Source organism: Solitalea agri (assembly GCF_023914155.1).
GTDB lineage: Bacteria > Bacteroidota > Bacteroidia > Sphingobacteriales > Sphingobacteriaceae > Solitalea > Solitalea agri.
In genome coordinates this window covers 111,483-138,148 of sequence record NZ_JAMWYS010000003.1, presented here as the reverse complement: position 1 = coordinate 138,148, position 26,666 = coordinate 111,483, and the positions used below count along the sequence as shown (strand labels likewise).

21 protein-coding genes and 1 riboswitch are annotated in these 26,666 nt (G+C 36.5%); of the genes, 15 read left to right on the top strand and 6 right to left on the bottom strand.

Going from position 1 to position 26,666, the window contains the following annotated elements; genetic code table 11:
* Positions 1 to 120: 120 nt before the first annotated feature.
* Positions 121 to 624, bottom strand: coding sequence for a Riean_0653 family protein (locus NF867_RS01005; RefSeq protein WP_252585673.1), 504 nt, complete (start codon positions 622 to 624; stop codon positions 121 to 123).
* Between the two features lie 207 nt (positions 625 to 831).
* Complete coding sequence (gene secDF / locus NF867_RS01000; RefSeq protein WP_252585672.1) at positions 832 to 3,804, bottom strand: protein translocase subunit SecDF; 2,973 nt, start codon at positions 3,802 to 3,804, stop codon at positions 832 to 834.
* 293 nt (positions 3,805 to 4,097) lie between these two features.
* Between secDF and NF867_RS00995 the strand changes: the two genes are divergently transcribed.
* On the top strand, positions 4,098 to 5,003 hold the full coding sequence (locus NF867_RS00995) for a C1 family peptidase (RefSeq protein ID WP_252585671.1): 906 nt from the start codon (positions 4,098 to 4,100) through the stop codon (positions 5,001 to 5,003).
* Between the two features lie 167 nt (positions 5,004 to 5,170).
* Complete coding sequence (locus tag NF867_RS00990) at positions 5,171 to 5,479, top strand: protease inhibitor I42 family protein (RefSeq protein WP_252585670.1); 309 nt, start codon at positions 5,171 to 5,173, stop codon at positions 5,477 to 5,479.
* Here the strand turns inward: NF867_RS00990 and NF867_RS00985 are convergent.
* Positions 5,476 to 5,967, bottom strand: coding sequence for a dihydrofolate reductase (locus NF867_RS00985; protein WP_252585669.1), 492 nt, complete (start codon positions 5,965 to 5,967; stop codon positions 5,476 to 5,478). The genes NF867_RS00990 and NF867_RS00985 overlap by 4 nt on opposite strands.
* A 115-nt stretch (positions 5,968 to 6,082) precedes the next feature.
* The gene (locus NF867_RS00980) at positions 6,083 to 6,877 is read right to left on the bottom strand and encodes a thymidylate synthase (protein WP_252585668.1); all 795 of its coding nucleotides are present in this window, start codon (positions 6,875 to 6,877) and stop codon (positions 6,083 to 6,085) included.
* Between the two features lie 191 nt (positions 6,878 to 7,068).
* Here NF867_RS00980 and ispE point away from each other — a divergent pair, with 191 nt between their 5' ends.
* From ispE to NF867_RS00915, 13 genes are all read left to right on the top strand, one after another.
* Entirely contained in the window at positions 7,069 to 7,872 is an 804-nt protein-coding gene (gene ispE, locus NF867_RS00975; protein WP_252585667.1) for a 4-(cytidine 5'-diphospho)-2-C-methyl-D-erythritol kinase, read from the top strand.
* A gap of 141 nt (positions 7,873 to 8,013) precedes the next feature.
* Complete coding sequence (locus NF867_RS00970; RefSeq protein ID WP_252585666.1) at positions 8,014 to 8,835, top strand: energy transducer TonB; 822 nt, start codon at positions 8,014 to 8,016, stop codon at positions 8,833 to 8,835.
* 297 nt (positions 8,836 to 9,132) lie between these two features.
* On the top strand, positions 9,133 to 9,840 hold the full coding sequence (locus tag NF867_RS00965; RefSeq protein ID WP_252585665.1) for a phosphoadenylyl-sulfate reductase: 708 nt from the start codon (positions 9,133 to 9,135) through the stop codon (positions 9,838 to 9,840).
* A 72-nt stretch (positions 9,841 to 9,912) separates the two neighbouring features.
* Positions 9,913 to 10,803: a sulfate adenylyltransferase subunit CysD gene (cysD, locus tag NF867_RS00960; protein ID WP_252585664.1), complete on the top strand. Its 891-nt coding sequence runs from the start codon at positions 9,913 to 9,915 to the stop codon at positions 10,801 to 10,803.
* A gap of 101 nt (positions 10,804 to 10,904) precedes the next feature.
* A complete protein-coding gene (locus NF867_RS00955) occupies positions 10,905 to 12,152 on the top strand; it encodes a sulfate adenylyltransferase subunit 1 (protein ID WP_252585663.1) in 1,248 nt (415 codons plus the stop codon).
* A gap of 122 nt (positions 12,153 to 12,274) precedes the next feature.
* Entirely contained in the window at positions 12,275 to 12,688 is a 414-nt protein-coding gene (locus tag NF867_RS00950; protein ID WP_252585662.1) for an OsmC family protein, read from the top strand.
* A gap of 137 nt (positions 12,689 to 12,825) precedes the next feature.
* A riboswitch (SAM riboswitch) is annotated at positions 12,826 to 12,933 on the top strand.
* 127 nt (positions 12,934 to 13,060) lie between these two features.
* The gene (locus NF867_RS00945) at positions 13,061 to 14,242 is read left to right on the top strand and encodes a trans-sulfuration enzyme family protein (protein ID WP_252585661.1); all 1,182 of its coding nucleotides are present in this window, start codon (positions 13,061 to 13,063) and stop codon (positions 14,240 to 14,242) included.
* Between the two features lie 236 nt (positions 14,243 to 14,478).
* Positions 14,479 to 17,409 carry a TonB-dependent receptor gene (locus tag NF867_RS00940; protein WP_252585660.1) on the top strand — a complete coding sequence of 977 codons (2,931 nt, stop codon included), beginning with the start codon at positions 14,479 to 14,481 and terminating at the stop codon, positions 17,407 to 17,409.
* Positions 17,410 to 17,626: 217 nt separating this feature from the next.
* Positions 17,627 to 17,788 carry a hypothetical protein gene (locus NF867_RS00935; protein ID WP_252585659.1) on the top strand — a complete coding sequence of 54 codons (162 nt, stop codon included), beginning with the start codon at positions 17,627 to 17,629 and terminating at the stop codon, positions 17,786 to 17,788.
* 283 nt (positions 17,789 to 18,071) lie between these two features.
* Positions 18,072 to 20,174 carry a HEPN domain-containing protein gene (locus tag NF867_RS00930; protein WP_252585658.1) on the top strand — a complete coding sequence of 701 codons (2,103 nt, stop codon included), beginning with the start codon at positions 18,072 to 18,074 and terminating at the stop codon, positions 20,172 to 20,174.
* Positions 20,175 to 20,196: 22 nt separating this feature from the next.
* On the top strand, positions 20,197 to 20,985 hold the full coding sequence (gene cobA, locus NF867_RS00925) for a uroporphyrinogen-III C-methyltransferase (protein WP_252585657.1): 789 nt from the start codon (positions 20,197 to 20,199) through the stop codon (positions 20,983 to 20,985).
* Positions 20,976 to 22,529 (top strand): TSUP family transporter, encoded by a 1,554-nt coding sequence (locus tag NF867_RS00920; protein WP_252585656.1) that lies wholly within the window; start codon positions 20,976 to 20,978, stop codon positions 22,527 to 22,529. The genes cobA and NF867_RS00920 overlap by 10 nt, the downstream gene beginning before the upstream one ends.
* Positions 22,530 to 22,639: 110 nt before the next feature.
* On the top strand, positions 22,640 to 23,086 hold the full coding sequence (locus NF867_RS00915) for an RrF2 family transcriptional regulator (RefSeq protein ID WP_252585652.1): 447 nt from the start codon (positions 22,640 to 22,642) through the stop codon (positions 23,084 to 23,086).
* 57 nt (positions 23,087 to 23,143) lie between these two features.
* On the opposite strand, the gene NF867_RS00910 is transcribed toward NF867_RS00915, so the two are convergent.
* Both NF867_RS00910 and NF867_RS00905 read right to left on the bottom strand, forming a co-directional pair.
* Positions 23,144 to 23,410, bottom strand: a complete 267-nt coding sequence (locus NF867_RS00910) for a LapA family protein (RefSeq protein WP_252585651.1) — start codon at positions 23,408 to 23,410, stop codon at positions 23,144 to 23,146.
* Between the two features lie 57 nt (positions 23,411 to 23,467).
* The gene (locus NF867_RS00905; RefSeq protein ID WP_252585649.1) at positions 23,468 to 26,197 is read right to left on the bottom strand and encodes a TolB family protein; all 2,730 of its coding nucleotides are present in this window, start codon (positions 26,195 to 26,197) and stop codon (positions 23,468 to 23,470) included.
* Positions 26,198 to 26,666: the final 469 nt, after the last annotated feature.

The window sequence follows — 26,666 nt, the reverse complement described above, 5'->3', positions numbered from 1 at the left end:
AGCAGTATTTTTTTATGGTCTTTCTGTAAGCTGACAGATAGATTTATGCATAACATGCTTAATAAATAATTTTTCATTACAAATGTGTTTATAGATTGATATGAAATTGAGGTAGTTAAACTAATATTTAACATCAAAAAGTCCTTCTGTGACCTTAACACTATCAGAAGGATTAAATGTGTCTATTCCGGTAAATTCAAAACGACCCGATATGATTTTCTTTGCTCTATCCAGTTTTGTAATTATAACTGTACCCTGATAAGTATTGTTGGTTTTGAATTCCTTGTTTAGTTCAGCATAAAATGCAAAATTATTTTCACTTAGAGTGTTGGTCTTTATTAATAAAGGAATGTAAATGCGAATGGTTTTAAGTTTATTGTTTTCACTCATTTGACCGTCGATTCCAAAAGTATTTATTGTTTCATCAAAAAATACTTCTAACCCACTCCCTCCATTTATACATACATTACAAGGTGTGGCTTTCCAACGTTTACCATCTATTTTGCAGCTCATGGTATTGGCCCCGGTTTGGGTTTCTTGAGGTTCATCATCATTTTTCTGGCAGCTGCTTAAAACTAAAAGAAAGCCAGCAGTGATTAAGGATTTGATAAATAAATTTTTCATAGTGGGTTGATTTAGAGGCTTTCAGTCAATAAGTTACGGGTTCTTAGTCATAAAATAAAGATGTTTAGTGGTGAAAAATCAAACAGGGAATAAGCTGAGAACAATGTGAAAAATCAGAGATTTATTATTCGATGTATTGGAATAACATTTCAATAAAAAAGCGCAAACCTTTCGATTTGCGCCTTTAAACTACATTAAGCAGTATTATTATTTTTTATCGTCTTTACGGATAAAGTCAACAACAATTGGAGTTGCAACGAACAGTGATGAGTAAGTTCCTACCACAATACCTACCAGTAATGCGAAAGAGAAACCACGAAGAATAGCACCACCGAAGATGAACAATACGATCAACACCAACATGGTACATAAGCCGGTTACAACGGTACGATTTAAGGTACTGTTCAATGCACTATTTATAACCTGCCCCATTGATTCGTTTTTACTATGGTGTAAGCCCATATACTCACGTACACGGTCAAATACTACTACGGTATCGTTCATTGAATAACCCATAATGGTTAGGATGGCTGCCACAAAGGTTTGGTCGACATCTAAAGAGAATGGCAACAAACCGTTAAAAATTGAGTAAACAGCAATGATAATTAACACATCGTGGAATAGGGCAACAGTTGCACCAATACCAAACTGCCATTTGCGGAAACGGATTAAAATATAGATATAGATAATCACCAACGCTAAGCCAATTGACCAGAACGCTGAAACTTTAATATCATTTGCAATGGTAGGACCTACTTTACGAGAATCCATGATTTCCGATTTACCACCAATTTTGGCTAAACCATCTTTTAATTTTGATTCAACCTCTTGGTCAACCTGGTCAGATTGATTGTCAATTTGATAGGAAGTGGTTATACGAACTTGTCTGTTGTCTCCGATTCCTGAACCACCAAAGGTTTTAACCTCAGGAGCCTCACCACCAAATGCTGGTTTTAAAGCTTCACGTACCTCACCAACTTTAACATCTTTATCAAAACGAACAGTATAAGTTCTACCTCCCTGGAAATCAACACCTAAGCTTAATCCTCTTGTTGCCAATGAAACAGCACCTGCTAAAATGATAACAACAGAAATGATATAAAAGGTCTTACGTTTCGATACGAAATCGAAATCAGTGTCTTTGAACCAGTTTTTAGAGAACTCATTAGTGAATTTAATCACTTTGTTTTTAGCTAACTGTGCCTCAAAAATTAAGCGGGTGATGAAGATAGCTGAGAACAATGAAGTGAAAATACCGATGATCAATGTGGTAGCGAAACCTTGGATCAAACCTGATGAGAATACGTACAGGATGATACCTAATAATAAGATGGTAACGTTAGCATCGATAATGGCAGAGTAAGCATGTTTAAAACCATCGGTAATAGCCATACGTAAACTCTTACCATGGTCAAGCTCTTCTTTAATACGCTCGTAAATCAATACGTTGGCATCTACCGCCATACCAATGTTCAGAACGATACCCGCAATACCAGGCAATGTTAATACAGCGCCGAATGAAGCCAATACACCAATCATGAAGAATAAGTTCACAATTAACGCGATATCGGCAGAAATACCGGCTTTGTTATAATAAACCGCCATGAAGATGAACACAACGATTAAACCAGCTAAACATGAAATTAAACCATTGTTAATAGCTTCCTGACCCAAAGTAGGACCAACAGTTGCTTCTTCAACAATTTTAGCAGGAGCAGGTAATTTACCCGCTTTTAAAATGTTAGCTAAGTCTAATGTTTCTTCCGGGGTGAATTTACCAGAGATTGATGAAACACCACCTGAAATTTCATTTTGAACATTAGGAGCTGAATAAACTGCATCATCCAATACAATAGCAATTGGGCGTTTGTTAGCAGCAGCAGCTTCTGCAGTAATTCTTCTCCATTCTTTAGCACCGTCAGCATTCATGTACATGGTTACTTCCGGAGAACCATCCTGGTTGAAGTCGTTACGCGCATTTGATATTACATTTCCGCCTAAAGCCGCTTTTCCGTCACGACCGCTAGATTTCAATGCAAATAATTGGAAAATATTTTTTTCATTAACCGATTTAACCGACCAAGCGAACTTGATGTTTGATGGGAAGTTAGCTTTAACCGTTGGGTTAGAAAGGTACTGGTTAATTTTAGCAGTATCTTTTAATGCAGCATAACCAATTACTGCACCAGGAGCCAATGACTGTTGGCCATTTTGAGCCTGATAAGTACTTGGAATTAATACTGAGAATAATGGGTTTTGTTTAGCAAATAAAGCCTGTGCAGCAGCAGTGTCTTTTTTGCCACCCTCAGTTTTCATTTTATTTAAAAGCGCTAAATCACTTTTTTTCTGGGTAGTATCAGCTTTACCAGTTGAATCAACTTTAGCGTTACCTTTGTCGATTAAAGCTTGTTGTGAAGCTATAGCTGTATTAGCAGCTACTAAACCTCCATAAACTTCACCGTTATCATAGGTTTCCCAGAATTCTAATTTAGCAGAACCTTGTAAAAGCTTACGAACACGCTCTTTGTCATCAACACCCGGTAGTTCAATTAAAATACGGTTACCGCCAATTTTCTGAATATTTGGCTGAGTTACACCGAATTTATCGATACGGGTACGAAGAATTTCGAATGAACGGTTGAATGCGCTTTCCGATTCTTTTTTCAATACCTTAACAACATCTTCATTTGAAGTATTATAATCGATACGTCCTTTGTTTTCTGCTGTAGCAAAAATGGTAGCTAATTTACCTTGTGGGGCTACTTCGTTGTAAGCTGTAACGAAAAGCTCAACGAAATCTTTTGAACCACCTTTTAATGAACGTTGTTTAGCCAGTTCAAGCGCTTGATTGAAAGCAGCATCGGTACTGTTGCCAGACATTGAACGGATAAGATCAACCATGGAAACTTCCATAGTAACGTTCATACCGCCTTTAAGGTCAAGACCCAGGTTTAACTGTTTTTCTTTACAATCTCTGTAGGTAAACGATTTAATACCCAAATCATAAACTGGTTCGGTAGCAATCGAATCCAAATAATAACTCTCTTTGGCTGCGTTGCCGTTGGCATATTCCTTTGCCTTTTTTTCCACTCTGCTTGTTACCACAGTAAATGAAATGTGGTAAAGACAAGCAAGCGCTAGTGCAATTGCCACAAACCTGATGACACCTTTTCCTTGCATAATGCGGTTAATTTTAAATAAAGCGTTTGTTTATAAAGTTTTCTTGGTTTTTTTACGAAGTCGCAAATCTAAATAAATTTTGATTCTACGCAAGTTTATGTGAAAGATTAACCTAATTCCATTAAATATTCTTAAGAAGTTATAATGCTTATTATTTTGAAATATTTTGAAGTAGTCGAAAAAAATAACCCTTAACTTACTTTTGTAAGTATCAGTAAAACAGAATTTTATATTTAATATTGAAAATATATTTTCTAACTTTAAATACACCAAAACCTCCACCTATACTTAAAATGGAAAACACTCAAAATTATGCCTTAGGATGGTTAAGAGACCTTCCAAGCTTCAAAGATTATACTCCTGATACTAAAGAAGTATCAAACAGCTTAAAAGTCTTAGGGGAAGCTGATTCTATTAAAAATATGCTAAAATCGGCAGGAGTAACGGCCTCTAAGCCTGCACTACCAGCAAGCAAAGATTTGCGCAAATGGTGCTCGCCTATAGAAGATCAACAATCTATTGGTTCGTGTACAGCTCACGCAGGTGTTGGGATGATTGAATATTATGAGAAGCGTGCATTCGGAAAACATATTGATGCATCCCGCCTTTTCTTATATAAGGTGACCCGTAATCTTCTTAAATGGACGGGAGATACAGGGGCTTATTTACGATCAACCATTGGAGCAATGACACTTTTCGGAGTTCCGCCTGAAGATTACTGGCCATACCTGATCACTAACTATGATATTGAACCTACGGCCTTTTGCTATGCATTTGGCCAAAACTATAAATCAATTACCTATTATCGTCTCGATCCGGTTGGAACCAAAACAACCGACTTGCTTACATCTATAAAGACTCATCTAAATTCGGGCATACCAAGTATGTTTGGCTTTTCTGTTTACAATTCTATTTATTCTGCTGTAGATGGTCGTATCCCTTATCCATCAGCTTCTGATCCTATGGTGGGCGGCCATGCTATTTTTACAGTTGGTTATGACGACAAAATGGACATACCAACTGCAGATGGAGCTAAGAAAACCAAAGGGGCCTTACTTATTCGTAATTCATGGGGTAAATCATGGGGTGAAAATGGTTATGGCTGGTTACCTTATGATTATGTACTCAATGGCATTGCTGTTGATTGGTGGGTAATACTTAAAAACGACTGGATCAATACAGGAAACTTTAAAGCCTAGAAACATCTTTTTCAGCGAAATTCTTTGAAAAGAGATTAAAAATTTTGATTTAATTCATGATTCCGGGAAGAGAGTGTGATCCTCATCCCGGAATTCTTTTCTGCTATGGGCATATTTATTGTATTTTTTCCTCGATATAGGGTGTAATACAACAACCTCACAAGATTATGGAAACTAAAGTTGTTAAGTTAAACGATAGTGTTTTTATTGCCCTTCCAGGAAAAGGTACATCCGGCTTAGTTTGGCAATATAAGATTGATATCGAAGGAATTATTGAGGTGGAAAAAATAGATTATGAAGGTGATGTGCATGCGATTGACAAAAATATTCCTGTTGGTTCCTCAATTCCTGAGGTATTTAAGGTAGTTGGTAAAAAGAAAGGCCTTGCAAAAATACATTTTGAGCAACGAAGGCCTTGGGAACAATCTTCCAATCCCGTTGACACAGTCGAGTATGAAATAACGGTAGAAGACTAAATCAGTGTTCTTTTGTAGGTTACAAATGAATAATTAACTTTGTTCTTCTCGTCGGCTAAATGATCTTCTCGTGAAACTTCATGCCATATTTCTGGTGAAATTTCATCTAAAAATGCATCTCCTTCAAATGTTGACTTTACTTCGGTAATGTATAAAGTATCGACTTTGTTAAGCGCCTGCTTGTAAATTTCGGCACCGCCAATAATAAAAACATGCTCCTCATTACCACTCATCTTCAATGCTTCATCGAGAGAATTGACAACTTCGCAGCCAGCTATTTTTAAGTCTGTATTTCTGCTGATAACTATATTTCTGCGGTTAGGTAGTGGCTTGCCAATGGAGTCGTATGTTTTACGACCCATTATAATCGTGTTTCCGGTAGTTAAATTTTTAAAATATTTTAAATCAGCAGGTAAGTGCCAAATCAGTGTATTGTTATTGCCAATTACATTGTTTTCAGCTTTAGCTACAATAATGCTTAAAGTCATTTTTTTTGTATTTTATTTATTGCTCTCAGAATTCAGTTCCAAGTCGCTATTATACTATAGATTGCCGATTAATTACGTTTACTGTCGACTGCAGATCGGATACCTCAGGCTGTCCTTAGACTGCCACCGCCGCCTTTATATGTGGGTGAGGATCATAACCTGTTAAAGTAAAATCTTCAAACTTAAAGTCGAAAATACTCTTTACTTCCGGGTTTAACTCCATTTTTGGCAATGGTCTGAACTCACGACTGAGTTGCAATTTGGTTTGTTCTAAGTGATTGAGGTAAAGATGCGCATCGCCAAAGGTATGAACAAAGTCGCCAGGTTTTAAACCACAAACCTGGGCCATCATCATGGTTAACAAAGCATAAGAGGCGATGTTAAAGGGTACGCCTAAAAATATATCGGCACTACGCTGGTATAGCTGGCAAGAAAGCTTTCCTTCAGCCACATAAAACTGAAAGAAACTATGGCAAGGTGGCAATGCCATGTTATCTACTTCGGCAACATTCCAGGCACTTACTATAATTCTGCGTGAATCAGGATTGTTCTTGATTTGATTCACTACTTTTTCAATCTGGTCAATTTTTCCTCCATCAGGAGTAGGCCATGAGCGCCACTGTGATCCATAAACAGGACCTAATTCGCCGTTTTCATCCGCCCATTCATCCCAAATACTTACACCATTTTCTTTCAGGTAAGCAATATTAGTTTCACCCTTTAAAAACCAGATCAATTCATGAATAATCGATTTTAAATGCACCTTTTTAGTGGTAACCAAGGGAAAGCCCTCGCTCAAATCAAAACGCATTTGGTAACCAAAAACACTAATAGTTCCTGTTCCGGTACGGTCATGCTTTTCAACTCCGTTATCGAGCACATGCTGCATTAAATCGTGGTATTGTTTCATTGACTTAGATCTGAGTATTGAGATTTGTGTATTGAGATAAAATAACTCCGGCAAATCGTCCTGCAAAGTAACGGAAGCTTTCAAACTCTGCCAAAATACTTTTAAACAATTCGTGAAATTAGTTATAACATTTTCTTAATTCCTGTTTATAAATTGGGATTAATTCGTGTAATTCGTGCCAGATTCTTCTTATGATCCTATTTCCTAACGCAAAAATTAATCTCGGTCTTAATATCGTTGAAAAACGGTGGGATGGTTTCCATAATATCGAAACCGTTTTTTATCCGATTAAAATCAATGATTCACTAGAAATCATAGAAGCTGCTGATACAGAGTTTTTCGCTCATGGTATTGAAATTCCGGGGGACAATCATGATAATATCTGCTTAAAGGCTTATGATTTGCTAAAACACGATTTTAACCTTCCTCCAATAGAAATTCATTTATTAAAGAATATTCCGGTGGGAGCGGGTTTAGGTGGAGGCTCGGCAGATGGTGCTTTTATGATCAAATTGCTAAATCAAAAGTTTGGACTAGGTTTAACAATTGAACAAATGCAGGTATATGCCCGAAAATTAGGTAGTGATTGCGCTTTTTTTATTGAGAACAAGCCTGTTTTTGCTTTTGGAAAGGGTGATGAGTTTACCGGACAGGAGATAAATCTGGAGCATCATTTTCTGGTGTTGGTGAAACCAGCCATTCATGTTTCAACTGCCGATGCTTATGGTGGATGTGCCCCTTCAAAACCTAAAACTTCATTACAAATGCTTTTGCACTTGCCAATTACCGAATGGAAAGGTTTAGTAATAAATGATTTTGAGACTACGGTGTTTCCTAAATATCCTGCGATTGCCCGAATTAAAGAAGAACTCTATGAAAACGGAGCTTTGTACGCCAGTATGAGCGGAAGCGGATCATCTGTTTTTGGAATTTTTCATGAACCGGTGCAGTTACCAAACCTTGAAAATGATCATAAAGTGTTTTACGGAGTCTAAGTGAATCCTATTTATGTATTATTTCTAAAATTCACCTAATCTGATTTACAGTTAATTAGCTTATTGTCTCAAAATATTTTTCATTGCTTTATGGAATAAGTTTCGTGCGCGCATCTTAAGAGAAACTTAATTCTTATAGCCATGAAGAACCTGTTCACTAATTCAAACGACTTAACTGAAATTGTTTTCGAAAATCGCCATAAAGAATATGGTGCTTACCAGTTACGTGCCCGTTACGACAAAACTATGCGTCGTTCCTTATTTACCTCAGTAGGATCATTGGCCATTTTGGGCATTATTGCAATTTCTTTTCGATCAAAGGCTGATGAAGTTTCTATAGTTGATTCATTTCCTAAGGTAGTTGACTTAACTAAACAATATGAAATAGTACCTGATAAGCCTAAGGAAGTTGAATTGCCTCATAAAGCCGATATAAAACCAATGGCTTCCACTATGAAGAATCTTACTCCTGAAGTGGTTCCCGACAATAAAGCAACAGATGTTCCTCCAACAACCGATCAAATGCAAGGAAAGGTTAGCGATACGACCACTATTGAGGTGCCGGACGGTGGTCAGGCAACGAATGTTATGCCCGATGAAAAGACTGGAAATAATGGAGGAGGTAATGGTTCGTCCGAAGCTACTACAGAAACAACTTTCATTCATGCTGAAGTAATGCCTGAATATGAGGGCGGGTTTCAGAAAATGTTCAAGTTTATAGGTAGAAACATGCATTATCCAAGCATGGCTGTTGAAAATGAAATACAGGGAAAAGTGACTGTGCAATTTATTGTAGATAAAGATGGTAGCATTTATGATGCAGCCGTTTTAAAAGGAATAGGAGGTGGATGTGATGAAGAAGCTGTTAGGGTTGTGAAACTGTTGAAGTTTAAGCCGGGACGTCAGAACGGACAGCCGGTAAAAGTTCGATTTAGTTTACCAATTCGTTTTGCGCTAAATTAAATATTTCTAAATCCATCTATCTTTTAATTTGTTAATGTGTAAGGCGTCGATTTTGTACGACGCCTTTTTTAATTTTTAATTCCTAACATTAAAGTATGATGTTCTTGATTTAAGACAGTCACAGAAATAATCAATTTTAAACTTTTTAATCATAGCTATTTTTTAGTGTTATATTTTTATTGACAGTAATGTTTTTTAGTGAATTTTTCATTTTTTGCGTATAATCTTAAAAGTAACTCTTGTTTGGAACGATTTTTTTAATACTTTTGCAATTAAACTACTAAGCCAATAGGATTTATGTACAACGAGTTGATTGATAAACTTCAGGAAGAAATAAAAGGTTTAAGCCTGGTAGAATCATTGGCATTCGTGGCTGATAAATTTGCCGGGAAAGCAGTTTTTTCGACCTCTTTCGGTATCGAAGATCAGGTAATAACAGATGGTATTTTCAGAGCTAAAGCAAACATTAAATTATTTACGCTTGATACCGGTCGCTTATTCGAAGAAACGTATGAAGTGTATTCAAGAACCGTTGCACGTTATAAATTGCCTATTGTGCCATACTATCCGAATCAGGATGAAATACAAGCTTTTGTGTTAAATAAAGGCATTAATTCATTTTATGAATCAGTAGAAAACAGAAAAGAATGTTGTCGGATTCGTAAGATTGAACCTTTAAAAAAAGCATTAGCAGGGGCTGAACTTTGGATTACAGGAATTAGAGCTGAGCAATCAGAAAATCGTAAAGGGTTTCACCTGTTTGAGTACGATCCGGGTTTTAACCTGATCAAGTTTAATCCATTGTTGTTATGGACCGATCAAGATGTACGTGATTACGTGAAAGCTAATTCAGTTCCTTATAACCGAATGCACGATAAAGGTTTTGTGAGCATAGGTTGTGCACCTTGTACCCGTGCAATTGAACCTGGTGAAGATCCAAGAGCCGGAAGATGGTGGTGGGAAGATTCGAAAAAAGAATGCGGTTTACACACTAGTAACCACTAAAGTTAAGTTTTGAGCAAGAAAAATTAATAACAATGGACCATTAATTGTGGTCGGTTGATAAAAATAAAAAGTATGAACAATCACTTAAAAACATTAGAAGAAGAGTCGATTTACATTTTACGTGAGGTGGCGGCTCAGTTTGAGCGTCCGGCTTTATTGTTTTCAGGTGGAAAAGATTCTATTACGTTGGTTCATTTGGCGCGTAAAGCGTTCTTTCCAGCGAAGTTTCCATTTCCACTAGTTCATATTGACACCGGACACAATTTTGAAGAAACTATTGTTTTTCGTGATTGGCTGGTAAATAAAGTAGGGGCGCAACTAATTGTTGGTTCGGTACAGGATAGTATCGATCAAAAGAAAGTAGCCGAAGAAACTGGCAAGTATGCCAGTAGAAATGCTTTGCAAACAGTTACATTATTAGATACCATTGAGAGAAATAAGTTTGATGCTTGTATTGGCGGAGCTCGTCGCGATGAAGAGAAAGCCCGTGCTAAAGAACGTATTTTCTCAGTTCGTGATGATTTTGGTCAGTGGGATCCTAAGCGTCAACGTCCGGAAATTTGGCATCACCTGAATGGTATGATCAATTTTGGTGAAAATGTGCGTGTTTTCCCAATCAGCAACTGGACTGAACTAGACGTTTGGAGCTATATTAAACAAGAGAATATGGATCTTCCAAGTATCTATTTCACTCATAAACGTAATGTTTTTGAGCGTGATGGATTGATCTTTCCAGCTTCGCCTTATATCAATATGGATGGAGAGGATATTTTTGAAACCGATGTGCGCTTCAGAACCGTAGGTGACATGAGTTGTACTGCGGCTGTATTATCAACCGCTGATAATGTTGATGATATCATTACAGAGATCAAAGCTTCCACTATTTCAGAACGTGGCGCCCGTTTCGATGATAAACGTTCGGAAGCGGCGATGGAAAAAAGAAAATTGGCGGGGTACTTTTAAACCATAGTCTATTGACCATTGACGATGGTCCAGAGAAAAGAAAGCAAAACAATTTGATGACAGATGCGGCGTATAAAATGAGCTGCAAAAACATATAAAACATGGAATTACTTAAATTTTCGACTGCAGGAAGTGTTGATGATGGAAAAAGCACATTAATCGGTCGCTTATTATACGATACGAATTCACTTACTACTGATCAGATCCAGGCGGTAGAAGCAGCCAGCAAGCGCAAAGGTTTCGATTATTTAGATCTTTCTTTACTTACTGATGGGCTCAGCGCCGAGCGGGAACAGGGTATTACCATTGATGTGGCTCATATTTATTTTAATACAGACAAACGTAAATTCATTATCGCTGATACTCCTGGGCATGTTGAATATACTCGTAACATGGTCACAGGTTCTTCCAATTCACAGTTATCGATCATTCTTATTGATGCTCGTAAAGGGGTTATAGAACAAACGCACCGCCATTTCTTTATTGCTAATTTGCTTCAAATTCCCGAAGTAATTGTGTGTGTAAATAAAATGGATCTGGTTGACTACTCCGAAGATACTTTTAATAATATTCGTATTGAATTTGAAGAATTCGTTAGAGGATTTGATCGCCTCCATCAAAATTTAACTTTTATTCCGGCTTCATCGTTAAAAGGCGACAATATTGTAAACAAAGGTGAAAGCATGGACTGGTATAATGGTCCAACCTTGCTTGAATATTTGGAAAACGTACAGGTGAATCAGGATGTTAATATTACCGATGCTCGTTTCCCTGTTCAATATGTAATTCGCCCTCAATCTGAAGAATATCATGATTATCGCGGTTATGCCGGTAATGTAGCCAGCGGTAAATTTAATGTAGGAGATGAGGTTGTTGCTTTTCCTTCAGGCTTAACTTCTAAAATTAAGCAAATCACCACTTTCGACGGTAATTTAGAAACTGCCGAAGCAAAACAGTCTGTAACATTGCTATTAGAAGACGAAATTGATATTACACGCGGAAATCTTATTGCTAAAGCCGGAAACGGACCCAGAGTTGAAAAAGAGTTCACTGCACAATTGTGCTGGATGGACACTACTGCGTCTATACCTGGAGGTAAATACATTATTCAACACAGCAATAATCGCGTAAAAGCAATGTTGAAAGATGTTGAATTCATAGTAAATACCAGCACTTTAGAAAAAGATACAGAGCGTAAGCAATTAAAATTGAATGATATTGCCCAGGTTCAGATTAAAACGGCTCAGCCATTGTTTTTTGATTCTTACGAACAAAACAAAGTGAACGGATCATTTATTATTATAGATGAGGGCACAAAGAGTACTGTTGCAGCCGGTGTTATTTTGTAGATAAAGTGCTAAAAACTGAGGTCGAAGATTGAAGAATGTAATTTTTTTAATGATTGAATTTATTAACACTTATCAATAATTCATTGTTCTAAATATCTTTGTACCCATAATCTGAATAAAGAATGAATATCAAATTAGAACGTAGAAATAACGCTTATCATTTTGATGCTGTTAACGAGCAAGGGAATATTTTATCAATGGATGCTAATCCAGCAATAGGGGGTGAGAATAAAGGTTTTCGTCCAATGGAGACACTTTTAGCTGGTTTAGGAGGATGTAGTGCTATTGATGTGATTTCTATTCTTACTAAGCAAAAGGAGCCCTTAAAAGATCTTAAAATTAATATTGATGCGAAGAGAGTAGAAGGAGAGGTTCCATCGTTATTTGAAGTAATTAATGTAGAATATCATTTTTTTGGTGATTTAAACACCGATAAGATTGAACGTGCATTGGCTTTGACTTTTGATAAATATTGTTCTGTAGCTCAAATTTTAGGTAAATCTGCCAAATTGAGCTATAGCTATAAATTGAATTAAAAAGATTTTCACACCCTCTCCAAAAGGGAGGGAGTTTTAATAATCCTAATTCTAAAATATTGTTTGCGGTTTAGAATAAGGCTTTTATCTTTGCAAACACTTTGAATTACTCCTTTACTTGTTCTAAGTAATTGTAATTCTTATACAGAAGAGGCGAGAGAACAGGCTCTATGACCCTCTGGCAACCGCCAAAATGGAAAGGTGCCAATTCCTGCCTGAATCAGTTGATTCAGGAACTATAAAAATTACACGATAATGATCACAGCAAAAATTTCATTTCCGAGTATTTACACGCTTATGCTTAATAGCAATGAGCTGTTGTGTTCATTTTGTATTCCTTACAAACAATCATTCACTCATTTATAAGAATATATGTCAAATTTTGAAACCAACGCTATAAGAATTCAAGCAGAGCGATCAGGAGCTAAAGAACATTCGGCACCTATTTATTTAACCTCTAGTTATAAGTTTGATGACGCAGAGGATATGCGTGCTTTATTTGCCAATGAGCGTGAAGGGAATATTTACAGTCGTTACTCAAATCCAAATACTTCTGAATTAATTGAGAAAATGGCTGTTTTGGAAGGATCTGAAACCGGTTGGGCTACATCGACAGGAATGGCAGCTATATTTACCACCTTTGCAGCTTTGCTTAAATCAGGGGATCATGTGCTGTCGAGCCGCTCTATTTTTGGTTCCACTCACCAGTTATTGGTTAATATTTTTCCAAAATGGGGTATAACTTCATCCTATGCCGATTTAGATAAGCCGGAAGAATGGGAATCCCTAATTCAACCGAATACCAAATTGATATTCGTTGAAACGCCATCTAATCCAGGTATTGATATTATTGACTTGGAATGGCTTGCGAAGCTTTCTAAAAAGCATAATGCTTTATTGGTGGTTGATAATTGTTTTGCTACTCCATATTTACAACAACCGATAAAATTAGGCGCTGATTTATCAATACATTCTGCTACTAAGTTTATAGACGGCCAAGGAAGAACTCTTGGTGGTTTAATTTTGGGTAGCAATAAGTTAATTGGTGAAATTGAAGCATTCGCCCGTCATTCAGGGCCAGCGATGTCGCCATTTAACGCTTGGATCTTGTCGAAAAGTCTTGAAACACTTGCCGTTCGTATGGATCGTCATTGTGAAAGTGCGTTGAAAGTGGCTGAGTTTTTAGAACAAAATGAAGAAATAGAATTGGTTAAGTATCCATTACTAAAATCTCATCCGCAATATGAAATTGCTAAAAAGCAAATGAAAGCGGGAGGGGGGATTGTAACGTTTGTTGTTAAAGGTGGATACGAGCGCGCAAGTAAATTTATGGACTCATTGAAGATGTTCTCCATTTCAGCTAATTTGGGCGATACTCGTTCTATAGCTACTCATCCGGCTTCAAGTACGCATTCGAAACTTACCGAAGAGGAGCGCCTGCAAGTGGGTATAAGTCAGGGTGCTATTCGAGTGTCAATTGGTTTAGAACATATTGCCGATATTTTGCATGATATTGAACAAGCATTAGAAGTTTCTAAGCTTCAAATCGCTTAAAAACGGTTTTTTAGGGTGATTTTTAAATTACCCTAAAAAAATTTTAAAATAGTCTACTAAATCTGTAGAATTTATATATATTTGTTTTTATAAGAAGCTTAAAGATGAAAAACAATCAACTGCAATATTATAAACTATCCTGTTGTTGCTGCTGACAAAGATCCATCCTTTGTAACAGAGGCGTTTAACAGTTTTCTGTAAATCAACTTATTAACAATCAACTTATACTTAATAGAATGAAAAAATCATTACTAGTAGCTATTCTTTTGACCATTTCGCTGGGTGTTTTCGCCCAAGATGCGATAGTGATCAGTGGGACAATAAAAGATAAAGATTCCCATGATGCCTTAAGTGGCGTTTCAGTTCACATTAAAGGAACAAATTCAGGAACTGCAACCAATAATGAAGGGAAGTTTGAGTTAAAAACACGCCAAAAACTTCCATTTGTATTGCAGGTTTCATTAGTCGGTTTTCAAACACAAGAATTTGAAGTTAAAAGTCTTAATGAATCGATAGCTCTCAATCTTTCTAGTATTAATATTCAAGCAAATGAGGTTGTTGTTACAGCATCAAGGGTGGAGGAGAGTATTTTGAAATCTCCGGTAGCGATTGAAAAGCTGGATATACGGGCCATTAAGCAATCACCTGCTCCAACATTCTATGATGCATTGGAGAATGTAAAGGGTGTTCAGATGACTACCTCGAGTTTAACCTTTAAAGTGCCTAATACACGTGGCTTTAACATCCCGAATAACTTTAGGTTCATGCAATTGGTCGACGGAGTAGATATGCAGGCAGCTACTTTAGGTGTTCCACTCGGAAATGCGATAGGTCCAACTGAATTGGATATTCAAAGTGTGGAAATCACTCCAGGAGCAGCTTCAGCATTGTATGGTATGAATGCCATTAATGGTATGTCTAACCTGTTAACTAAAAGCCCTTTTATTTATCAAGGATTGAGCATTTATAATCGCTCAGGGTTAAACCACGTAGGAGACGGTACAGGTAGAGATATAAGCAATTTAACCGAAACAGCAATCCGTTATGCTAAGGCATTTAATAATAAATGGGCATTTAAGATTAACGCCAGTTATATGCAAGGGGTTGATTGGTTGTCAGATACCCGCTTAGATCAAAATCCGAATAATTTAAAAACAGCTAACCCTGGTTATCCTGTGTTGGATGGGCCTAATAATACCGTATTTGATGGCTGGAATAAATATGGAGATGATGCTTTGGCAGGAAGTAATACCGTATCTATTACCGGATTAACTATTGATGGAAAGGCTAATCAAACATTAACAGTGGCAAGAACAGGTTACTGGGAAAAGGATTTGGTAAGCCCAAAAGTGGATAATCTGAAATTTGACGCAGCCCTGCATTATCGAATCAATGATAAAATAGAAGCTGCCTATTCATACCGTATTGGTAAAATGGACGGTGTTTTTCAACGCGGAAATAAAATCCAACTGGATAATGTGATCGTCCAAAATCACAAATTGGAAGTGAAGGGAAGTAACTTCCTGGTAAGAGGATATTTGTCATTGGAAGATACGGGAGATTCATTTAACGTAAAACCATTGGCTGATAACATGGATTTATACAGCGGAGGTAGTGCAAGTGTTTGGGGTGCTAAATATAAAGCCGCCTTGGCTAATTATACTGCAGAACATGGAGGAGCGCTAACTTCTGATATTTTAGCCGAAGCTACTCAATATGCTCGTCAGGTTGCTGATGCAAGTAGGGTTCAGGCTGGAACACAGGCTTTTCAGGATTTGAAAAATAAAATCATTTCAATTAATAATTGGGACATTAAATCAGCAACTATTCCGGATGCACCTGAAACAGGTGGTGCAGCTTTGGTTCAAAATAGCCGTATGTATAATTTAGAAAGCCAATGGGATTTATCAAAACAAGTTAAATATTTCAATTTATTAATTGGAGCAGATGCTCGTTTTTACGATATAATTCCTGATGGAAACAACTTTGTAGATTTCTCTCGTTCAATTGAAGAGCGTAATAAACCGTTACCAGATGGAAGTTTTGGTAATGATGTTTCTTATAAAAAGTTTGGAGGTTTTGCCCAGGTAACAAAAACCTTTTTTCAAGATAAATTAAAAATATTTGGTTCATTACGAGCTGATTATAATCCAGAGTTTGATCCGAAATTGACCCCACGTATTGCTGCTGTTTATACCCTTGCCCAAAAGCATAATATCAGGGTAACGTTTCAACAAGGGTACCGGTTCCCTGCATTGTTTGAAGCACTATCATATGTGAATAACGGAAGGGTTAAACGGGTTGGTAGTTTGCCATACATTAACGAAGGCCTTGGATATTTAGATAATAGTTACACTCAATCATCAGTAGTTAACTTTAATGCAGCTGTTAAAGCAGCAGGAAATACTGATGCCGCAGCTTTGGCAAACAGGGATCTATTAAAAGTAGCAAATTTGCCTGATGCTAGTCCTGAGCGGATTAACTCATTTGAAATAGGCTATAAGAGCATATTGTTCGACAATAAGGTAGTAGTGGATTTTGATGCTTATACAAATAATTATACAGGCTTTTTAGGTCAGGTTCAGGTGTATGTTCCTAAAGGTGAAACAGTTGGATCGGATGCTGCTGTTTTGGCTATGGTAGACAGAAACCGTGACCCAAATCCTGGTACAGGCGGAAATGCTGCAAGTAAAGGCCAAGACCGTTATCGTGTTTATACCAATGCCAAAAATACTTACAATAACTATGGATCAGCATTAGGATTGACGTACAATTTTTATAAAAAATATACGGTTGGAGGTAATGTAAGTTACAATAAAATGAAAGCGAATGATAAGTCCGACATATTTGTAACAGGCTTTAATACTCCTGAATGGTCAGGTAATGTATCATTCGGTAATCGTGAAGTGATTAAAAACGTAGGATTCAGCATTCTTTATAAATGGCAAACCTCGTTTTTATGGGAAAGCCCATTGGTTACAGGGCAGATAAATGCTATCCATAACTTTGACGCCCAGGTTTCGCTAGCTATTCCTCAGGCCAAAGCATTGGTAAAAGTAGGTGGTACTGATCTTTTCAACCACAAATATTTGCAATATGCAGGTGGGCCTACCCTAGGTGGCTTGTATTATGTAGCGGTTTCATTTGATGGATTGCTTAATAAATAAATTGAATTCCGGAGGAGTAGAAAAGCGCTAAGCTTGATCAACTTCGGATCATCTATATAAAGATGTTTTTAATTACGTGAGCGTAATTAATTACGATTGGTTGATAACAGAAGCATAATCGAATAATATCGATTATGCTTTTTTTAAGGGTTAGTTCTTTTGAGTCTAAGTTGTTGTTATGCAGTTTTTTACATCTAAAAGACAACTTTTATTTTTTATGCTCGTACAAAAGGGCATGAGAAATTTCAGAGAAATAGTTCAGGCTTTAAAAAAAGGCGAAGAAGTTACTATTGAAGTTAAACTAGAATTTGATGAACGACATATCTTATTGTTAGCCGGTATTTTAACAACTGTGGTTTTAAACCTTATGGTTTTTTAAATTTATTATTTCAAAACAAAACTCTTTGTGTTCAGATTTCCCTATATTCTGAAGACGTTTTGCTACGGTCAATTATTTATTCCATTTCCCTTCCTTAATCAAAATAATATATTAGATTCTTTTTGTAATTAATAATGTGTTAAATATTTATACATATTATTAATGATTTAATAAAAAGACAAGTCCTTTCTTGTTATATTTCCACATTCGATTTTGATTAATCAAATAAAGGCCTTATAATTGTATTATAATCCATAAAATCTATAGACTATATAAATAGGATATGCAAAGCTTTAGGACAGAACTTGAGAACCCGATTGTAGAACGTGATATTATTGAATTAGAACGAAAAATACGTTTATACAGAGAGGGGAAGATTGATGAAGAGAAATTCCGCAGTTTACGCTTGGCGCGAGGAGTCTATGGCCAACGTCAGCAAGGAGTTCAAATGGTGCGTATTAAATTGCCTTATGGCAAAGTAAGTATGGCGCAACTAGAGCGTATCTGTCAGGTTTCAGATGAATATTCACGTGGTAACTTGCACATTACTACTCGTCAAGATATTCAAATTCACTATGTAAGCTTAGATCGTACACCTGAATTATGGGCCGAGCTAGAGCAGGACGATATTACTTTGCGTGAGGCGTGTGGAAACACTGTTCGAAACGTAACAGCGTCGGCAATGGCTGGTATTGATCCGGCTGAGTTATTTGATGTATCGCCTTATGCTCAGGCAGCATTTGAATATTTTCTTAGGAACCCAGTTTGCCAGGAAATGGGGCGTAAGGTTAAAATTGCCTTTTCATCTTCTGAATCGGATACCGCCTTTACATTTATGCACGACCTTGGGTTTATTCCGAAGATAAAAATTGTGGATGGTAAAGAGATCAGGGGTTTTAAAGTAATGTTAGCCGGAGGATTGGGCTCACAGCCATATCTTGCTGAAATAGCTTATGAGTTTTTGCCAGTTGATCAGATCATTCCTTTTTCTGAAGCTGTTTTACGTGTTTTTGATCGTTATGGAGAACGCACTAAACGCCATAAAGCTCGTATGAAATATCTTTTGCAAGATCTTGGTTTTGATGGTTTTATGAAGCTGGTGGAAGAAGAGCGAATTGCGATTAAAACCAAGGTGTTTGAAATAGATGGAACTGTTAAAAATGAACTTCAGCCACCTTCAGTAATTGATTTACCTGATTTTGAAATTTCTGATTGGGTAAAATATGAAAAATGGCTTACTACAAATGTTTATAAACAAAAGCAGGTAGGTTATTTTGCTGTAGGTCTGAAAATTATAAACGGCGATATTAAAACTCCTGTTGCTCGTAAATTAATTGAGGTAGTTAAAGAATTAGCAGCTGATGAAATCAGGTTAACTAATACTCAAGGGATAATATTAAAATATGTTCCTGCTCAGCATTTGCCATATCTGTTCTTTAGACTTGAACAGCTAGGTTTGGCTGAAATAGGCTTTGAGAGCACTGCTGATATTACTTCGTGCCCGGGTACTGATACTTGTAATCTGGGAATTTCAAACTCAACGGAGATTACTAAAGAGCTTGAAAAGGTAGTTTTTGAAGAATATCCGGAGTTTGTTTACAGTAATGATATTACCATTAAAATTTCCGGATGTATTAATTCTTGCGGACAGCATGCCATGGCCGCAATTGGATTTCATGGCTCTAGTCTGAAGAAAGATAAACTGGTTTTACCAGCTTTGCAGGTATTGATCGGTGGTGGTGTTCTGGGGGATGGTTTAGGTTCTGTTGCAGATAAAGTTATTAAAGTACCAAGTAAAAGAGGACCTGATGTATTACGCTATTTATTGAATGATTACCAAGAAAATAGAGAAAATGGTGAGTATTTCCTAAGCTACTATCAACGCAAAGGGAAAATTTATTTCTATGACTTGTTAAATCCATTAGCTGATTTAAACAAGGTTACTGATGATGATTTTATCGATTGGGGACAAACTGCTCCTTATGTACAAGCCATAGGAGTGGGTGAGTGTGCTGGCGTAACCATTGATTTAGTAGCTACTTTATTACTCGATTCGGAAGAGAAATTGGCAAATGCTCAAGATTCATTCGAAAAAGCAGACTATTCCGATAGTATTTATTATGCATATACCTCATTCATCAATACGGCAAAAGCTTTATTGACTTCAGAAGGGGTGAAAACAAATACGCAGAGCGGTATAGTTAGAGACTTCGACCAGAATTTTGTAAGTGCAGGCAAGTTGAAACTGCAGGTTGGTTTTGAAGAGCTAGTGTATCAAATTAACAAAACTGAGCCTTCAGCTGATTTTGCAGCATATTACTTAGATCAGGCACGTGGCTTTACCGATTTGGTGAAAGAATATCGCGAGGGTGCTTTAGTACAATAGGCTCATGCTAAAAGAAAGAGAAATGCAAAAAACTCATAATATATTCCCTAAGCTTACTTTGGTTGGCGCAGGTCCGGGTGATCCGGACCTACTTACCATAAAAGGTTTTAAAGCACTTGCGGAGGCTGATGTAATATTGTTTGATGCACTGGCAAATGAAGAACTACTGAAATATGCTTCTAAACATGCAGAGTTGATATCTGTAGGAAAAAGAGCCGGTAAGCATTCAATGAAACAGGATGAAATCAATCAATTGATCGTTAAAAAAGCTTTTCAAAGAGGGCATGTTGTTCGATTAAAAGGAGGTGACCCGTTTATTTTTGGGAGAGGTTATGAAGAAATCGATTACGCCGAGGCTTTTGGTATTGAAACCGTTGTTATTCCTGGTATTTCTTCTTTTTATTCAGTTCCTGAGCTTCAAAAAATACCTGTTACAGCTCGTGGTACAAATGAAAGTTTTTGGGTGGTAACCGGAACTACTGCAGCTGGTGAGCTGTCAAAGGATATTATTCATGCTGCGCAATCATCAGCTACCGTAATTATTTTAATGGGTATGCACAAGCTGGCTGAAATTGCCGCAGTATTTAGTTCGAATAATAAACAGGATACTCCTGTGGCCATTATTCAAAATGGTTCATTACCAAACGAAAAGGCGGGTTACAGCACTATTGAATCAATGGTAACAATGGCTAAGGAACAACAGTTATCAAATCCCGCAATAATAATTATTGGAGAAGTGGTTCGTTTGGGCCGAAATTCTCATTTGTTTGAGCAATTAGCATCACTTAAGACTGAACAAGGATGGAAATAGCAGAAATCGAAAAAACAAATCAAGCAGAAGAATCGGCTTCGCATCATCCATATATCGGGCATGATCGTCCAAGAAACAATCTTTTTCCGGTTTTTTTAAAACTTGAGAAATTAAATACCTTAATAATAGGTGGAGGAAATGTAGCACTGGAGAAACTTCGGGCAGTAGTGAGTAATAGTCCAGATGCTCAAATCGAAGTGATTTCCAAAGAATTTAATCAAGAGGTTAAAGAGTTTTTGGAAGAATATGAAATTCCATTTAGAATTAAAGAATTCGAAGAAACGGATCTTGATGGTAAAGATCTTGTAATTGCTGCAGTAAACGATAGGGCTAAAAGTGAGGAGATTTACCAACTAGGGCAGCGCAATAATGTATTAGTAAATGCCGCCGATACACCTGAACATTGTGATTTTTATCTGAGTTCGGTTGTTCAGAAAGGTAGTTTGAAACTAGCAATTTCAACCAATGGTAAATCACCAACTATTGCTAAAAGAGTAAAAGAGTTATTGAATGATGCATTCCCATATGAAATAGACGATGTGCTGAGCAACATGGAGATTATCCGTAAGAAACTTAATGGAGATTTCGCTGACAAGGTACGTCAATTAAATGATATTACGTCTGTTTTGGCGGTAAGAACACAACCCGAAACCCCTAAAAGACGCAAGATTGTAAACGTGTTAACTTATGTGTTTTCGGCGGTAGGTCTGGTGGTTTTAGGTTTTTTAGCGGGTAAATATGCTACTATTGATAATTTTACTTCTGTTGGAAACTGGGCACAAACCCATGTAACCTCTGAAATATTTATTTTTATCATTGGTGGATTTATTGCACAGATGATTGATGGAGCTTTAGGAATGGCCTATGGTGTAAGTGCCACAACATTCTTAATGTCTTTTGGTATTACGCCCGCAGCTGCTAGTGCCAGTGTGCATGCTTCAGAAATTTTCACTACGGGAGTTTCAGGTATCAGTCATCTGAAATTTGGTAATGTAAACAACAAGTTATTTAAAACCTTGGTTATTCCTGGAGTTTTAGGAGCGATTGCAGGTGCTTATATTCTTTCTTCATTGCAGGATTATGCCTATGTAATGAAACCAATTGTAGCTTGTTATACACTTGTTTTAGGGGTTATCATCATCAGAAAGGTGATCAATAAATCAAAAGCAAAGAAAAAACTGAAGAAAATTGGTTGGTTAGCTGGGTTTGGAGGTTTTATGGATTCAGTAGGTGGAGGTGGTTGGGGGCCAATTGTAACTTCAACATTGATTGCCGGAGGAAGAAATGCCCGTTATACAATTGGTTCGGTGAATTTAACAGAGTTCTTTGTGTCATTTGCCAGTTCCGTTACATTTATCCTAATGATAGGCCTGGATCATTTTCAGGTTATTGCAGGATTAATTATAGGTGGTTCTATTGCAGCCCCTATAGCCGCCCGATTATCAAGTAAATTGCCTGTTAAAACCATAATGTTAGTGGTTGGTATTGTGGTTATTCTTGTATCACTGCGCATTATTTTAATGATGATAGGAAAATATTTGTAAGAATATTCCTAAAAAATCAAACTATAAAATTAATCGACTAAGTATTTTTTTCTTATTTGGGATACATTTGGTTACTTTGCATTTATTAACCTTATAAAACGCTAAAGAAATTGTTATCTAAAAAGACAAAATACGCGATTAAAGCGCTAGTAGCTTTGGCAAAAAACAATTCTAATCAGCCAATGCTGATTGCGGACATAGCCAAAAATGAACAGCTTCCTAAAAAGTTTTTAGAAGCTATTCTCCTGGAGCTAAAGCATAATGGCTTTGTAAGCAGCAAGAAGGGAGCAGGAGGAGGCTATTACATGCTTAAATCTGCTGAAGAAATCAGTCTCTCTGCAATTATCAGGATAGTAGACGGACCGATAGCCATGTTACCATGTGTAAGTCTTAATTTTTACGAACGTTGTGAAGAATGTAAAGATGAGATTACTTGTGGAATTAGAGATGTGGCGAAAGATGTTCGGGATGCAACGCTGAAAATTTTATTAGAAACCAGTATTGCGGATATTATCAAAAGAGAAAATGACCTGGCTGTTCAGCCCAAAGAAAATTAAACAATAGATTCAGTTTATGAAAAGGCTTCAGGTGTCAATCTGAAGCCTTTTTGAGTATTATTGTAGATAGTTCTTATCTTCATCGCTCAAATCTTTGTCATTTCCTGGTGAATTTGGCATGGCAGCTTTTGCAGCCCTTTTCTGGCGAAAAGCCGCAAAATATCCTATCAAAAAACATAAAATTGCAATCGAAAACATCAGCAAAACAAATGAAACCCTAACATCCCAGATCAAAAGCCTAACATTTACTTCACTGGTGTTTTGCATAAATATCACTGTAAGCAAAATGGTCACAGTAATTATAAATATTGTTTTGAAGCTCATAGTGTTGTTTTGTATTAATAGACGTTGTTTAAAATATTAAGATAAATAATATCCCAATTAAAGGGTAAAATTAAATACTAATTCAAAAAACGGGGACTTAACCGTTTTATCCGTTAAAAAGATCATTCTAGTTCCAATATCGTAATTGGGCAGGTAAAATCGAAATAAGTTGCAATCTGCGCGTAATTCGAGACCATATGACTTTAAATCTCCGTTGTTGGCAATATTTTCATAATCGGCAAAAAATCCTCCTTTAAATCGCTTTATATAGGCAAATCTGCCAAGTTCCCAATCAGGGTAAAACAATGGGAATCGGTATCTCAGCAATAATGAGTTTTCCAGTAGCGAGGTCCTTGAAGTATATGCAGATCCACTAGCCTCAGGAATCTCAATTGCATTTTTAAATATTCCGGTATTGTTCTGATAATTAAAAGAGGCAACCATTGAATGATGTTTAAATAGACCAGGAAACAGAAAAACACTTTCCATGGTAAAAATCGAACCATCAAGTTGATTATCAAATGGTAATGAACTATACCTGAAACTAATTTGCTGTCCCCATTTAGGATTAATATCCCTCGCCGCTCTCCTTGATGTTCGTGAAAAATAAAGGGTGTTGTCTATGGGGAAATCAATATGTTTAAGCAAGTTTTTGGGACCGTTCTCAACATTGTAGCGCGAGATATAACTTATCTCTGAAGAGACGCTAATATTATAATTATAGTTGTTCTTATAAAAGCTTAATGGGACCGAAACAGTAAAGTCAAATTCATTTTGTCGGAACGAAAACTCCTGTAATTGAGGTTGATTATTAATTACTGTATCAAATACCGCTGTTTTTTTGCTGTTTTTATAGTCAAAGCTAAAGATAGGATAGAACTTTTTGTAGGCGATGGATGCCGAATATCGACCCGATTTTACCGCGTTATCAAAAGCATAATCCAAACTTATGGCCATGGTGTTTAATAGGTTATTCGACTTAAGAGTTATCCCTGCCATGTAACGATCATCTTCAGGAATAGTGGCATAAGGACTTATGCTGTGAAAATTTATTAAATGAGTACCTTCTTTAAATGGCTTTGCAGTGTAGCTTAAAGTGGGAAAGCTGTCTAGAACAGATTTTCCTTGTTCTCTGTTTACAAATGGTTGATAAAATTTAATAAACGTAGAAGTATCATTTCGTACTTCAATCTCTTTAATGGAATTGATTTGTATTGAAGCAATATTTTGTCCGTGTTGAGAGAAATCATTAAACAAAAGCTGTTCATTAAATCTATCGATAGCTCCATTAAATGCTCCCTGATCTGAATTTGTAAGTTGAAAAATTTTACCTGTTTCAGTATTTAGGGCATAAATATTATCCATCCCATTATAGGTAGAATTATAGATGATTTGATTTCCATAAAATGAAGGCCTTAGCGACTGTTTAAAATCCCACTTAAGTAACAGCGTTTCTTTTTCGGTGTTAAAGTCGAATAAGGCAATATTTCGCCCTTGATTGTTAGAAATTGCGTAGACCAATTTGGTTCCCTCCTCATTAAAAGACGGAGTTTGAATAAATGAATTTTCAGCGTTTGGAAGCATTTTTACTTCATTTCCGGTCGAAGAATCGAGTAAAACGAGATTGAAACTATTACTGTTCGATACCTTTACAACTGCAATACTTTTTCCGTCAGGAGAAAGATTAGGGGAGAAATAACGGGATTCTTTAGTAAGCTGCTTGAATTTTTTTGTTTTAAGATTGTAAGTACATATCACAGAATAGGTTCGGTATTGAAAACGGGGATCGAACCGGATTTCATCCCAAACAATTAAATCATTTTTTACATCAAAATGAGGTGTGAGTTGAGGACCGATATTGAAAACCTTGATCTCTGTTCCATCTTTTCTGATTTTGTAGAATGAAGAAAGGTCCCCCAATCCTGATTTTATACAAATCATTTCATCTTTGTTTAATGCTTTGGGAAGGAAATAATTTGTGGTTATGCTATTGGTTTGTTTATTAATTGGTGAATATGTTACAGTATTTAAGGCTTTTTGTTGCTGTAGCCATCTCTGCTTCAGGTCTTCAATAGTTTTATGAAATAGCTGGTTGGTTGAATAACCTGAATAATGTTTCAATGAGTTTGAAAACGGCCAAGGGATATAAAATTTATTCTTAGCACGGTTAAATAATTGATTATATGTTGAATCGCCTAAATCACGACGCATTTTAGCGGTCATAAAGTAGCCCAATCGGTAATAATCCGGAATGTTGTCTTTTAGTGAGCCAAAATAATATTTAGAATAACTGTATTTCGCATTGGCCAGGGTGTTAGCCCTGATCTCCTTTTCCCAGTCGGACAGTCGTCCCCGCCCCGAATTACTTAACGCGGTTTCATTAATCACGGCATCTCCCTCAATAAACCAAATTGGGAAAACACCTCCAAAAACTGCAAACTGAATTTCCTCAATTAACGGAATGTTAATGCCCGAAGTAGTTTTATCCATTTGCACCACATGCCTTAATTCATGAACTGCTAAGCTGTTGATCCAATCATTAGGCTCGTTGTCTTGTGGAGGAGTAGTATAAAACTCTGAATGACGAGGAGCCAGTGTTACAAAACCATTGGATTCTATCGGTTGGTTCTGGAGTATGATCGAAATTTTCCTTGGTTTTGTATTTAATGATTTTCCAACATAGCCATACAAATGTTCTAACACGTTTGCCGTACGCTCTGCTTCTATTTCAAATCCGGTAGGGAAGATAACCTGAAAGTTTTCGGAGTTAATTTGTTTCCATTTCAAGCTGGAAGGGTTCTGTCCGTTATTGAAAACCTGTGCAAAAATTGAATATGAATTTATAGTTAAAGTAACTAGTGTTAATGTGCTGATAAATAGAATTTTAAAATTTTGTAAATGCCTCATTTTAAGGGTTTTGCTAAAAAAAATGGTTTTTGCTTACTTTTTATGTAAAGTTTATATATAAATAATTTGCATAAATATCTGATTATATGATTTTTATTGTATTGAAATAAACATAAATAGAAGCTATAATCAGACTAAAATAATCCATTTTTATCGATTTAAAAGATTTATTAATCAACGGTTGTGAGTTAATGTTTTGACACTATAAGCTGTAAAATGACAAAATAGGGTGGAACGGTAAATTATAGATTTATTAGAAGAATAGTTTTTACAAATCCTTTGGGAAAAGAATAAGATCGTTGAATAGTATATTGAGTTATAATACCGTATTGAATTATAATACCTCAGA

What these genes read in the sequence shown, in the direction of transcription:
- NF867_RS01005 (WP_252585673.1), bottom strand. Translation starts at nt 624, where the DNA reads ATGAAAAATTTATTTATCAAATCCTTAATCACTGCTGGCTTTCTTTTA.
- secDF (WP_252585672.1), bottom strand. Translation starts at nt 3,804, where the DNA reads ATGCAAGGAAAAGGTGTCATCAGGTTTGTGGCAATTGCACTAGCGCTT.
- NF867_RS00995 (WP_252585671.1), top strand. Translation starts at nt 4,098, where the DNA reads ATGGAAAACACTCAAAATTATGCCTTAGGATGGTTAAGAGACCTTCCA.
- NF867_RS00990 (WP_252585670.1), top strand. Translation starts at nt 5,171, where the DNA reads ATGGAAACTAAAGTTGTTAAGTTAAACGATAGTGTTTTTATTGCCCTT.
- NF867_RS00985 (WP_252585669.1), bottom strand. Translation starts at nt 5,967, where the DNA reads ATGACTTTAAGCATTATTGTAGCTAAAGCTGAAAACAATGTAATTGGC.
- NF867_RS00980 (WP_252585668.1), bottom strand. Translation starts at nt 6,877, where the DNA reads ATGAAACAATACCACGATTTAATGCAGCATGTGCTCGATAACGGAGTT.
- ispE (WP_252585667.1), top strand. Translation starts at nt 7,069, where the DNA reads ATGATCCTATTTCCTAACGCAAAAATTAATCTCGGTCTTAATATCGTT.
- NF867_RS00970 (WP_252585666.1), top strand. Translation starts at nt 8,014, where the DNA reads ATGAAGAACCTGTTCACTAATTCAAACGACTTAACTGAAATTGTTTTC.
- NF867_RS00965 (WP_252585665.1), top strand. Translation starts at nt 9,133, where the DNA reads ATGTACAACGAGTTGATTGATAAACTTCAGGAAGAAATAAAAGGTTTA.
- cysD (WP_252585664.1), top strand. Translation starts at nt 9,913, where the DNA reads ATGAACAATCACTTAAAAACATTAGAAGAAGAGTCGATTTACATTTTA.
- NF867_RS00955 (WP_252585663.1), top strand. Translation starts at nt 10,905, where the DNA reads ATGGAATTACTTAAATTTTCGACTGCAGGAAGTGTTGATGATGGAAAA.
- NF867_RS00950 (WP_252585662.1), top strand. Translation starts at nt 12,275, where the DNA reads ATGAATATCAAATTAGAACGTAGAAATAACGCTTATCATTTTGATGCT.
- NF867_RS00945 (WP_252585661.1), top strand. Translation starts at nt 13,061, where the DNA reads ATGTCAAATTTTGAAACCAACGCTATAAGAATTCAAGCAGAGCGATCA.
- NF867_RS00940 (WP_252585660.1), top strand. Translation starts at nt 14,479, where the DNA reads ATGAAAAAATCATTACTAGTAGCTATTCTTTTGACCATTTCGCTGGGT.
- NF867_RS00935 (WP_252585659.1), top strand. Translation starts at nt 17,627, where the DNA reads ATGCTCGTACAAAAGGGCATGAGAAATTTCAGAGAAATAGTTCAGGCT.
- NF867_RS00930 (WP_252585658.1), top strand. Translation starts at nt 18,072, where the DNA reads ATGCAAAGCTTTAGGACAGAACTTGAGAACCCGATTGTAGAACGTGAT.
- cobA (WP_252585657.1), top strand. Translation starts at nt 20,197, where the DNA reads ATGCAAAAAACTCATAATATATTCCCTAAGCTTACTTTGGTTGGCGCA.
- NF867_RS00920 (WP_252585656.1), top strand. Translation starts at nt 20,976, where the DNA reads ATGGAAATAGCAGAAATCGAAAAAACAAATCAAGCAGAAGAATCGGCT.
- NF867_RS00910 (WP_252585651.1), bottom strand. Translation starts at nt 23,410, where the DNA reads ATGAGCTTCAAAACAATATTTATAATTACTGTGACCATTTTGCTTACA.